Genomic DNA, 12,449 nt, shown 5'->3' with positions numbered 1-12,449 from the left:
AAACAAACTTGTGGTATTTTGTATCTTTGCTACTATAAATCAGGTTATGTATCTCTACAATTCACTTACTCGCAGGAAAGAGAAATTTGAACCGTTGTATTCCGGTAGTGTTGGGATGTATGTCTGTGGTCCTACTGTTTATGGCGACCCGCACTTGGGGCATGCAAGGCCAGCTGTTGTTTTTGATGTTTTATATCGTTATCTGACACATGTAGGTTACCGGGTACGTTATGTGAGAAACATTACTGATGTAGGACATTTAGAAGGAGATGGCGATGAAGGTGAAGATAAAATCCAAAAAAAAGCTCGGCTAGAACAACTTGAACCCATGGAGGTAGCGCAATATTATACCCGTCGCTATCATCATTTTCTTGAAAAGCTTAATGTATTGCCACCAAGCATTGAACCCTATGCTACGGGTCATATACCCGAACAGATAGAAATGATAGAAAAAATATTAGAATCTGGATTTGCATATGAATCAAATGGGTCTATCTATTTTGATGTACGTAAATTTGCACAATCATATCCTTATGGTCAACTTTCAGGCAGAGATGTAGATGAATTAATGGCTCAAACCCGGGAACTAGAGGGTACTCATGAGAAAAAAGATCCACTGGACTTTGCTTTATGGAAGAAAGCTCCAGCTAATCATCTCATGAAATGGAGGTCTCCGTGGAGCGTAGGTTTTCCAGGATGGCATCTCGAGTGTTCTGTCATGAGTACCAAGTATTTAGGTGAAACTTTTGACATTCATGGTGGCGGCATGGACTTAATGTTTCCTCATCACGAATGTGAAATAGCTCAATCTCTGGCAGCAAGCGGAAAAAATCCTGTTCGCTATTGGATCCATAACAATCTCATTACTATCGATGGTCAAAAAATGAGCAAATCGTTAAATAATTTCATTACCCTTGAAGAGATTTTTGAAGGAAAACATCCGAAATTATCCCAACCTTATGATCCTATGGTCATCCGATTTTTCATACTTCAAGCTCACTATCGGAGTACGTTAGATTTCTCTGATGAAGCCCTTCAAGCTGCCGACAAGGCTTTTTATCGTTTTTCTAAAGCTTTCAACAGTATTGATCAGCTGATCATTGGAGAACCATATAGTGATCTTAACTTGAACGATTTAGTCGAAAAATGTGAGGAAGCCCTTTCCGATGATCTCAATACGCCAGTCGTTATTTCTTATCTTTTCGAAATAGTTCATTTCATCAATCATGCATTGCACAATCATTTGCCTATTTCTGAGTCACAAAAAATTCATCTTCAAAACATCAAAGCAACTTACGTTGAAAAAATTTTAGGTTTAAAACTGCCTCAAATATCGTCTCAAACTATTGATATTGATAAACTTATGTCAATTCTAATAGAAACAAGGAAAAAATTGCGTTTGGCTAAGCATTTTGAACTAGCAGATTATATTCGTGATCAATTACAGCAAAACGGAATTATGTTAAAAGATTTTAAGGATCAGACCACATGGGAAAAATTGTAAAATATTTAAGGAAGTATAAACATTCACTCATGTGGGTGGGTGTTTTATTGATGTTGTTGACTTGTACGAGAAAGAAAACCGAGTCGAGCACTGTTGCTGATGAAAAACCCCCGGTCGTTGAGGTTCCAGAATTTAATGAAGATAGTGCCTATGCATATGTTGCTGCACAATTGGCGTTTGGACCGCGCGTTCCGGGAACAGATCCGCATGCAAAATGCAAAATTTGGCTTGTTGAGAAATTGAAGAGTTTCGGTGCATTTGTCACAGTTCAAGAGTTTAAGACCAAGACTTACGATGGTGTCATTCGTACTGGATATAACATCATTGCATCCTTTGACACATCAAAGAAGGATCGTATCATGCTTTCTGCTCATTGGGATAGTCGTCCGGTAGCAGATCATGATCCTGATCAAGCTAAAAGAAAAGATCCAGTTCCAGGTGCTAATGATGGGGCTTCAGGTGTAGGAGTTCTATTGGAAATAGCGCGAATTCTTTCTCAACATTCAACTCCTAGTGGAATAGATATATTTTTTTGGGATCTAGAAGATTTTGGTCCACCTCAAGATAAGCAAAGAAAGGTATCGGAAAACGCATGGGGTTTAGGTTCTCAATACTGGAGCAAAAAGCCCCACAAACTCGGTTATCGAGCTCGTTATGGTATTTTGCTTGATATGGTTGGTGCTAAAAATCCTACTTTCTATCTTGAAGGCTTTTCACATCAGTTTGCTCCTTCTATTCAGCGAAAAATATGGAATACAGCTCATTCTCTGGGTTATTCCTCTTACTTTTTGATGGAAGAGGCCAACCCCATACTCGATGATCATTATTTTATTAATACTATCGCAGGAATACCTACGGTTAATATTATTCATCAAGAAAAAAATAGTAGTACTGGTTTTTACCCTTATTGGCACACCACCCGAGATGACTTAGAGCAAATCGACAAAAATACGCTTAAAATCGTAGGTCAGCTGATTTTGCATGTTATTTTTACTGAAAAAACAATATCATAAGTTATCGTTTTGCAGTTAAGAAATTGTAATTAATTACAAATGACCAATAGTAATTCAAGTTCGTATTCTTTGAGTGATATTTAAATTTTTTTTCTAAAAAAAATTGTTTTCTTTAAAAAATTATGTATATTTGTATGTAATAAAAGAAAAAATATATGAAAAAGTATTTGTTTTTAATCGTAGGGTGTCTCTTCTTTTTTATGTCCTGCAAGAAAGATACTGAGACCTTAAAGATGGGATTTGTTGAAGGAAAAGTTTACACCCAAAACGGACAGAAACCTTTAGGTGGTGTTTTGGTCTTTGTAGACTATGAAGGCGAAATTTACTACACAACAACTAGTAAAGATGGTTATTTTAAATTAGTTGCTCCTGCTGGCACTCAAGTGGTTCATATTCAATCTGGTCGTGGTAAAGTGTTTAGAACACAGCTAACGATCAACATTGAAGAAGGAAAAAGTGTAACTATTCCAGGGGGTATGGTAAAATTGACTCAGGCTGCTAATTTAGCTTATGTTAAAGGAATGTTTGATGAGATTGAAACTATAATTATAGACAGTCTAGGTTACAGTGCCGACGAACTTACGATTGCTGATTTGCACGATTTGAATACGCTAGAAAATTATGGTGCTATTTTCCTTAATTGCGGCAAACTTGAGCTGTTGGATTCATTGCACTATGCCACGCTAGCTGCCTATGTATCAAATGGTGGCAGCTTATACGTCTCTGATTGGGCAGTGGAGTATTTGATTGGGGATAATAATTCTACTAAAACACATCGAACAAATGACATGTTTGAATCCACGAAAAATTGCATGCCTCGAACAGGTGGTTTTGTTTCTGACACAGAACTATGTACATCTAAAGAGGGCCCATCTACGATTGTAACTGGTGCAACTATTACATATCCTCCATTAGCAGCATATTTGAATAAAAACACTATTGATGTAGAATATGACTTGGGTGGTTGGGAAGTTATTAAGCAATTAAGTAATCATTGGGTTGTCCTTATTCAGGATAACAATTTGGGCTATGGACCACTTGCAATTATGAGAACTTTTAATGCCAACAATATTGCTTTGAAACGTCAACTAGATCAGGGCTGGATAACCATTTGTCATATCCCACCAGGAAACCCCAACAACCCCATCACGATTACTATTTCTGTGAATGCATGGCCAGCTCATCAAGCTCATGGTGACTACATGGGTGCATGTGTAGGTACAGGGGGACAAATACTATTTACAACATTCCATAATCATCCCAGTGGACATACTTCCTCTGACATTATGAACATATTACAGTACTTCGTGATGAATATTTGATGAAATACAAATAAGTCCAAAAGGCCTCTAAGTTATTCTTTTTTGAAGCAGTAATGTTTCAAGAAAGAAAAACTTGAGGCCTTAAAATTATATACCAAGATATACAAGCAGGAAGTAAATGACTTTATTTAGCAAAGTGACATGTGTGACAAAGATATATGAGTGAGTGGTTAACTTTTTTTCTGAAGTTTTCTAATTTTTTGTTTTTCCATGTGAGAATTAAAGACGAATGATATACGTTGCTTACCGTATGATGAAGTAATTTATCCTGGCAACAAGGGACAATATCACCTGTTGTCGAGACGACGAGATATTCATGTAACTTAGAACATACAATTTTTTTCTTCATTCGAGTTAAAGGACGGCTGTATGATTGAACTTGCTTGAATTTGATCAAATCGTGAGGAAAATAGCGAAGCTTTTTTATTATTTCTTCTTTTTTAATGTAGTCAAATAATAAAAATTGAACTTCGATTAGTGGGGTAAAGCGTTTTAATTTTTTCTTACTTTCGTGCAAAGCTTGAAGAGAAAAAATAATGTTTTGAAAACGTCCACCTCTTCTATATCTTTGATAAATTTCCTCGTCGGTTCCATCCATAGAAATGATGATCTTATCAAGTCCTGACCTAACTATTTGATCAGCTATATTGGGAGTGATATTCTGAGCATTGGTTGATAAAGCAACAAAAAGTTTTTTCTTTTTAAGAATGCTGATTTTATCGAATATAGTTTTATCTAGCAGTGGTTCCCCTTGCCAATATAAATTAATATAGAAGACACTTGAGGGTAGTTGCATTAGAATCCTATTAAAAAGATTCATTTCCATAAATGGATGAATTCTGTGAATCTGACCTTGCCCAACTAGACATTCTGGACAAGTAAGCTGACAGACCGATGAGGGTTCGATGGTTAAGGCCCATGGCTTGCTGATAATTATGTTTTTTCTTACTATGTAACTTATACATTTACCAAAAAGGCTTAGAAAATAATGATAGGTGCGTTTAAATGTCAAGCAACGCAGAACAAGCCTAAGCTCAACGAATTTATTTTTTATTCTCTTCACTTCGAGTTTGATTAAGCTGTTCGGAAAAGTTTCGAAACATATTTTGAATAAATTCCCAATTGCCAAAGAGTACTACAGCAATAATCCGCAATAGTGTATAAGCTGGAATAGCAAGAATCATCCCTAAAGGTCCCCACTGGTAACCAGCCATTAGTATAATGAGAAAAATTTCAAGCGGATGAGCTTTAACACTTCGTGAATAAATGTTCGGTTGGAGAATAAAATTATCGATCATATTGCTTATGAAGAAGACGAGAAACATTTTTAAAATAGTGGGTAAAAAAAGGATTGATAATGATTCAATGGGTAAGGAAGCCAATCCTATTAGCGTTCCAAAAAAACCTCCCATCAATGGACCAAGATATGGTATGACGTTGAAAACTCCAAACACAAAACCGATCAAGAAAAAGCTTGGAATGCCCAAAATATACATACCAAGGGAAATGAGGCAAATCATAATAATTTGTTCTAGTACTAGTCCAATAAAGTATCTGGAAAGAAGTTTTTTGCTGTAATGTAGAATTCTAGCAATTTCATCATGTGCTGAAGGGGGCGTGATGAGCTTCAAACCTTTAAAAAATAGTTTGTCATCCTTGAGAAAATAATATGATATGAAAAGTACTGAAAAGATCAAAATGGTAAAGTTTCCAACGAAGGATAATAAGTTTTGTATAAATTTTTGAAAATTGAATAAGTTTAAAAAGTTTTGAATTTCGGTTGCAAGTAGAGACTGAATCGTATCCTCTTCTTTCAGAAAGCGGTATTCTTTGAGAAAATTTTCTATGCGAATGATGTCATTTTGGTAATATAAAAGCATTTTTTCGTAGTCGAAACCAATAAAAAAATTAAGTTGGTGAAGTAAAAAAGGCACCATAAACCAAAGAAACCCCACTAAGATTCCTACCACCACCAGCAAAGCGATGAAGGCGTTAATAGAATGAGGAATATGCCAATTTTTAATCTTTATCTTGTCAAGGATCTGAACCAATGGATTACCCATTAGGGAAAGAATCAAGCTAGTCAAGATGAGTACAAGAATTTGAGGAAAAAAATATATAAATACAAATAAGACAATTAACGTAGGTAACCAAATAACCCAGGAGCTTAATTTCATTTTTTGCAAAGGTACTTGTTTGTTTATAAACTCAAATAGGGTGTTTGCAAAAAAAAAACGACCATATAAACTAAAAAAAATTCAATAGAATATCTCTAAAGAATTATGACGTTTTTTATAAATGAAAAAAATGTAATTTAGACCCTATGGACAAAAGTAGACTATTTTTTCTATTGTTGCTTGTTCTATTGAATCAAATCATGGCTCAGCAGTTAAAAGAGGCCTTCGCTTTTTATGCAAATAATCCACCTCGCATTGATGGTTATTTCTTAGATTCATGTTGGAAAATATCATATTGGTATGATGGTTTTTTGCAAAAATCACCATTTCATGGTAAGGAACCTTCCCAGCAGACTTTTTTCAGCATCGTTTATACCAACGAAGGAATTTACGTTGCCGTTTTTGCTAAAGACAGTGAACCTCGAAAGATTCTTCGTCAGTTAGGGAAAAAGGATGACGACCTTAATGCTGATCAAGTAACTATTTTTTTCGATCCTTATTTAACCAAGCACGATGCTTATGCTTTTCAAGTATATGCATCGGGAACGCAAGCAGATTACCGATTTGAAGACCATTCATACAATGCGATATGGAAAAGTGCGACCGTCGTGCATGATAGTGGGTGGAATGCTGAAATTTTTATTCCTTACAATGCTTTTCGATTTCCAAAAAAAGATGAGCAAGAATGGGGTTTACAAATACAACGTATAGTGCGTCGCACGAGAGAATTATCGCAATGGGCTTTAGAAGAGCAAAATGTTGGGCAACCTCAGTTATTTTGGGGTGTACTTAAAGGACTTAAAAACATTTATCCACCTTTAAGACTCTCACTTCACCCATATGCATCAGTGAATTGGCAAAAGAATGAGAACGGAAGTTTCATAAGTTATGGAGGAGGAATGGATTTGAAATGGGGTATCAATGAAAGCTTTACTTTGGATGTTACACTCTTACCAGACTTTCACCACGTACGTACTGATGAATTAATTAAAAACTTATCTCCTTTCGAAACTTATTATTCTGAGCAACGCGAATTCTTTAAGGAAGGGATTGAGTTATTTACAAAAGGCAATTTTTTCTATTCAAGACGAATTGGAAAGAAACCCAATGGCTACTATGCAGTATTTTATCAAGTGGATTCGACAGATGAAATTATTGAAAATCCTGATCAAGCTAAACTTCTTAACGCTTTTAAGTTAAGCGGAAGAACATCAAATGGGTTAGGAATTGGTTTTTTTAATGCATTCGTACAGAATACGTATGCTAAAATCAGACATCAAGATGGTTCTATCTCTAAAATCTTGACCGAACCACAGACAAATTACAACATTGTTGTTATCGATAAACAATGGAAAAACGGTAATTCCCTTTATTTCATCAATACCAACTCGTATCGTCCAAAAGCTTATCCCAAAAATAATGTTTCTGCCATAGGGAAGGATCTATACTTTATTGACAATAGATTTAAATTTAGCATTTTGTCAGCTCTGACATGGAATGATACCTCTTCATTGTTCTCTCATAAGCCCGGAAAAGCTCTTTATACTTCATTGAGTAAAGTCAGAGGTAATTGGCAAGGTTCCGCTGGAATGAATATGCAGAATCAAGATTTTAATTATAATGACCTTGGTTATCAAAATATCAGGGACTTCCATAAATGGTATATAAATGCTAGTCATACATGGTTTAATCCATTCGAGAAAGCCCGTTTCGTGAAATTAAACGCTAATTTGGAGGGTACGTGGAAAATGAGTAAGAATAAACTTATGGATAACTCGTTTTCTTTGAATTTTCACATGCTTACCATGTCTTATTTTTATTGTTGGTCTGGTGCTTGGATTAATCCTGCGAAGAAGCATGATTTTTATGAACCACGTATCAGCGGATGGTTTTACATTGACCCCATTAAGTTTGGTTCTTATGGAGGCTTTTCGACTTCTTATTCTAAACCTTTTGCCATGGATGGTAATTTTAGTTGCAGCTACACCCCCACATACGAAGGATTTTCTTATTATCTATTATTATCTTCTCTCATGAAGTTTGGAAACCATATTGAAATTAGAATTTCTTCATCGTTTTCTAAAGATAAGAATGACATAGGTTATGCTTTGATTGATTCAGTACCTGTTTTTGGTAATAGATCCTTGCTGACATTTGAAAATTCGTTAACACTTACATATACGATCATAAACAATATGCAGCTTTCTTTGCTGGCAAGACACTATTATAACACTGGTAAATATCATCGATTTTTTGTTCTAGATAGTTTAACTGGGACACTAAAACCCACCTCAACTTCTTATCCTGTTGATTACGGATTTAATTTCTTTTCAGTAGACATCCTGTATAGTTTTGAATTTATGCCTGGTAATTATTTACAGATTGCTTTCAAACCCAATGCTCTTTTAGAGACAAACAATTTTAGTTCAAACTACATCTCCGCAATTCATAATATTATGCAAAAAAACTGGAATCAAGTATTGAGTCTCAAGTGTATGTTTTATTTGGATTATTTTTATTTGAGAAAAAGGTTAAACAGACCTTCTTGACAGGAGATAGAAAAATACGATAGCTACGATTTGAGCAAAACTTAAGAATAATATCATAGACAAACGATCGTATGAATATAAATAACTTGCTATGGCACTTCCTAAAAACCAAGAAAGCCCGAATATCATATGAAAAAATCCAAATAGAGTTGCTTTATTATCTGTAGCTTGTGATGCTAAGTAGGATTTGAAAATAGATTCCTGAGCTCCTAAAGAAATTCCGTATCCTATCATTCCAATTAAGATCCAAAGGGGATCAATTGAAAAAATCAACCATGGTATAATGGGATTGATCAATGAAACTATGAATAGAACTCGGATTCCCCATTTGTCGAAAGCCCAGCCTTGGCCAAAAGCAGAAATTCCATCGACCAACATGATCATGGCATACAATGCTGGAATCCAACTATCCCCGAAAACATTATGGGTTTTGATATGATATCCAACAAGAGGAAAATCAGCAAAGCCAATGGCTACAAATGCAATACCAATCATATAGAACCACAAAGGTTTGCGAAGTGACATGAGTGTAAGTTGAGAATTACGTGAAGAATAGATTTCTTCCGATTTTATGGGATATTTCTCATGAGCCCATAAGAGAAATAAGATAGACAAGGTGGCAGGAATGAAAAGCAGGGCAAAAGTGATATGATAGCTATTTTTTAATAAAAGTGCAAATGTCATGAGAAGAGGGCCTGCAGTTGCTCCGATTTGGTCGAGAATTTCCTGTATGGCAAAGCCTTTACCATGCCCGACTTTGGCTGTGACCGTAGAAAGCAACGCATCTCTTGAAGGAGCACGCATAGCCTTGCCAACTCTTTCAAGCATAATGATAATAACAGCCCATTCCCACATATCGATAAATGCAAGGAATGGTACACTGAAAAGATTGATCATATAGCCTAAAAAGACGAAATGCCAGTATTTACCGGTTTTATCAGCAATTCTGCCAAAAATATATCGAAGAGCATAACCCAAAAATTCTCCCAATCCTGTAAAAAAACCCAATGTGAAAGACGATGCTTCTAGCATTTTTAGGAAAGGACCGTAAAGAGATTTTCCACTTTCATAAACCATGTCAGAAAAGAGACTGACAAAGCCTATGAGCAAAATAAATAGCCAAAATTTCTTATTTTTTATTTTCACATTAAAGTTTAATCAGTTTAACCCTGCTGTTGCCTTGGGGTGAATTAATTTGCATGATATAAAGTCCTTTTGGGAGATGTGAGATATTAATTTTTTGCGAAGGGGTGATATTACTGCGCAGAATGATTTTACCCGACATGTCTATGATGAGTAACTCAGACATGCTTGAAGTTTGATTAATAGTAATATAATCTTGTGCAGGATTTGGAAAGATGGAAAAAGATGAAGTAGAAACATCAATACCACCCGCGGTTTCGATCTGAATAGCATCCAGAGAAGCTTCAGCACCATCAAATCCATGATAAACAAAAGCCAGAGCTACTTTGCTCTGAGAGAGGTAAGCGCTAAGAGAGAGTTCAACCTTTACCCACTCAAACGATTCCCATTTCGAAGTGTCGGTCATAGTTTCATTCCATAAAGTATCGGTAAATGTTTTTCCACTATCTGTCGAGACCACCACATAAAGATCGTAATTGTTTTTAGGATAAATGCCCCAGTACTTAGAAAACTGGAAATAAAAGCGAAGAATCGCAGAAGAAAACTGTGTTAAGTCCATCACGGGTGTAATCAAATATTCGTTTTGGGTGCTTGAGAGAGATTCATCGTAAAGACAATGTACATAGAAATTTCCTTCAAATGGGTCAAGTGAGGCCGTATCCCACGTGCGAGGATTCCCGGAGGATATTAGTTTCCAACCTGTGGGTGGGAAAGGAAAAGATTCAAAGCTTTCATACAATGCATTACCCTTCATGTGTGTAACAGGCACTGAATCGTGCTTTATTGTGTTGACTTTTGGATCCTGTGCTCTCAAAAGGGTGAAAAGCAATAATAAAATTACGAAATTACATTTCATTATGTTTTTTTTTACAAAAGTATTGTTTTTCAAAAATTGATGTCTAGTTCATGAATTAATAAGAGGGAATTAAGTAAAACGTGTATTTTTGCACATTATGAGAAACATCAGAAATTTTTGTATCATAGCTCACATTGATCATGGTAAGTCGACGCTAGCAGATAGATTACTCGAGCTTACGGGAACTATCTCAAAAGAAAATCTTCTTGATCAGGTTCTCGACGACATGGATCTGGAGAGAGAAAGGGGCATTACCATTAAGAGTCATGCCGTTCAAATGAAGTATGAGTATAAAGGTGAAGAATATGTTTTAAACTTAATTGATACTCCTGGACATGTAGATTTTTCATATGAAGTCAGTAGAGCTATTGCTGCTTGCGAAGGGGCTTTACTTGTGGTGGATGCAACTCAAGGTATTCAGGCCCAAACCATATCTAATTTGTATCAAGCTATTGACAACAATTTGGAAATTATACCAGTGATTAACAAAATTGATATGCCTTCTGCCATGATTGAAGAGACCAGAGATCAGATAGTAGAACTTTTAGGTTGCAAACCTCATGAAGTTATCGAAGCAAGTGCTAGAACAGGTCAGGGAGTGGACAAGATTCTGGAGGCTATTATAGAGAGAATCCCACCGCCTCAAGGTGATCCTGATGCACCTCTTCAAGCTTTAATTTTTGATAGTGTTTACAATTCATTTCGAGGAGTGATTGCTTATTTCCGTGTTTTCAATGGAATTATTCGTACGAATGATGCAGTAAAACTTTTTAGCACAGGAAAGACGTATCAAGCAAATGAGGTTGGAACATTAGGGTTAGAATACATTCCCAAACCTTTTATTCAAGCAGGTGATGTGGGTTATATTATTTCAGGTATCAAAACTGCTAGTGAGGTTCGTGTTGGAGATACTATTACACATGTAAACCGCCCATGTCCTGAAGCAGTTAAAGGTTTTAAACCAGCAAAACCTATGGTTTTTGCCGGGTTATATCCTGTTGATCCTGATGAATTTGATCAACTCAGAGAATCTTTGGAAAAGCTTCAACTTAATGATGCAGCTTTAACTTTTACTCCTGAATCATCGGCAGCACTTGGATTTGGTTTTAGGTGTGGGTTTCTTGGCTTACTTCACATGGAAATTGTTCAAGAAAGGCTAAATCGAGAATTTAACATGAGTGTCATTACCACTGTACCCAATGTTTCATACTTGATATACACTAAAAAAGGAGAATTAATAGAAATTCATAATCCAAGTGAAATGCCAGAACCAACTAAAATTGAACGCATTGAGGAACCTTACATCGAAGCACAAATCATTACGAAAGCTGAATACATCGGTCCTATTATTAAATTATGCATAGATAAAAGAGGCACTTTAAAATCGCAAAATTTTCTCTCTGTAGACAGGGTTGAAATTGTATCCGAGCTCCCACTAGCAGAAATAGTTTTTGATTTTTACGATAAACTTAAAAGTATTTCGAAAGGTTATGCATCTTTTGATTATCACGAAATAGGCTACCGTGAATCAGACCTAGTTAAGCTGGATATCCTTCTTAATGGCAATCAGGTAGATGCTCTTTCTGCTCTAGTTCATCGTAGCAATGCATATCCCCTTGGAAGAAAAATATGTGAAAAACTAAGAGAACTTATACCTCGTCAACAGTTTGAAATTGCGATCCAAGCTGCTATAGGATCAAAAATCATTGCTCGCGAAACTATCAAACCATACAGAAAGGATGTTACGGCTAAATGTTATGGTGGAGATATAACCCGGAAGCGAAAGTTACTTGAAAAACAAAAAGAAGGAAAGAAAAGAATGCGGCAGGTTGGTCAAGTAGAAGTGCCTCAAAGCGCTTTTTTGGCTGTATTAAAGCTCGATTGA

The 12,449-nt window shown here is 35.9% G+C and carries 9 protein-coding genes; 5 read left to right on the top strand and 4 right to left on the bottom strand.

Annotation, left to right across the window (positions count from 1 at the left end; translation table 11 throughout):
- The first annotated feature begins 34 nt into the window (after window positions 1-34).
- The 3 genes from cysS to N2Z72_00775 all read left to right on the top strand — a co-directional run bounded on the left by cysS (window position 35) and on the right by N2Z72_00775 (window position 3,839).
- Entirely contained in the window at window positions 35-1,504 is a 1,470-nt protein-coding gene (gene cysS, locus N2Z72_00785) for a cysteine--tRNA ligase (GenBank protein ID MCX7696212.1), read from the top strand.
- Window positions 1,489-2,517 (top strand): M28 family peptidase, encoded by a 1,029-nt coding sequence (locus N2Z72_00780; GenBank protein MCX7696211.1) that lies wholly within the window; start codon window positions 1,489-1,491, stop codon window positions 2,515-2,517. Before cysS ends, N2Z72_00780 begins: the two co-directional genes overlap by 16 nt.
- A 155-nt stretch (window positions 2,518-2,672) precedes the next feature.
- Window positions 2,673-3,839: a carboxypeptidase-like regulatory domain-containing protein gene (locus N2Z72_00775; protein MCX7696210.1), complete on the top strand. Its 1,167-nt coding sequence runs from the start codon at window positions 2,673-2,675 to the stop codon at window positions 3,837-3,839.
- A gap of 124 nt (window positions 3,840-3,963) precedes the next feature.
- Here the strand turns inward: N2Z72_00775 and N2Z72_00770 are convergent, their stop codons facing one another.
- On the bottom strand, window positions 3,964-4,902 hold the full coding sequence (locus N2Z72_00770; protein ID MCX7696209.1) for a radical SAM protein: 939 nt from the start codon (window positions 4,900-4,902) through the stop codon (window positions 3,964-3,966).
- Window positions 4,883-6,016, bottom strand: coding sequence for an AI-2E family transporter (locus tag N2Z72_00765; GenBank protein ID MCX7696208.1), 1,134 nt, complete (start codon window positions 6,014-6,016; stop codon window positions 4,883-4,885). The genes N2Z72_00770 and N2Z72_00765 overlap by 20 nt, the downstream gene beginning before the upstream one ends.
- 146 nt (window positions 6,017-6,162) lie before the next feature.
- On the opposite strand from N2Z72_00765, the gene N2Z72_00760 reads away from it, so the two are divergent.
- Window positions 6,163-8,565 carry a carbohydrate binding family 9 domain-containing protein gene (locus tag N2Z72_00760; protein MCX7696207.1) on the top strand — a complete coding sequence of 801 codons (2,403 nt, stop codon included), beginning with the start codon at window positions 6,163-6,165 and terminating at the stop codon, window positions 8,563-8,565.
- Here N2Z72_00760 and N2Z72_00755 read toward each other — a convergent pair.
- Complete coding sequence (locus N2Z72_00755) at window positions 8,548-9,711, bottom strand: MFS transporter (GenBank protein ID MCX7696206.1); 1,164 nt, start codon at window positions 9,709-9,711, stop codon at window positions 8,548-8,550. The genes N2Z72_00760 and N2Z72_00755 overlap by 18 nt on opposite strands.
- A 1-nt stretch (window position 9,712) precedes the next feature.
- A complete protein-coding gene (locus N2Z72_00750) occupies window positions 9,713-10,564 on the bottom strand; it encodes a T9SS type A sorting domain-containing protein (protein MCX7696205.1) in 852 nt (283 codons plus the stop codon).
- Between the two features lie 97 nt (window positions 10,565-10,661).
- Here N2Z72_00750 and lepA point away from each other — a divergent pair, with 97 nt between their 5' ends.
- Window positions 10,662-12,449 carry a translation elongation factor 4 gene (gene lepA / locus N2Z72_00745; GenBank protein ID MCX7696204.1) on the top strand — a complete coding sequence of 596 codons (1,788 nt, stop codon included), beginning with the start codon at window positions 10,662-10,664 and terminating at the stop codon, window positions 12,447-12,449.

The organism is Bacteroidales bacterium (assembly GCA_026418905.1).
Taxonomy (GTDB): domain Bacteria; phylum Bacteroidota; class Bacteroidia; order Bacteroidales; family DTU049; genus JAOAAK01.
Note: the sequence above shows the minus strand (reverse complement) of the source record. Positions and strands in the feature narration are given on the sequence as shown.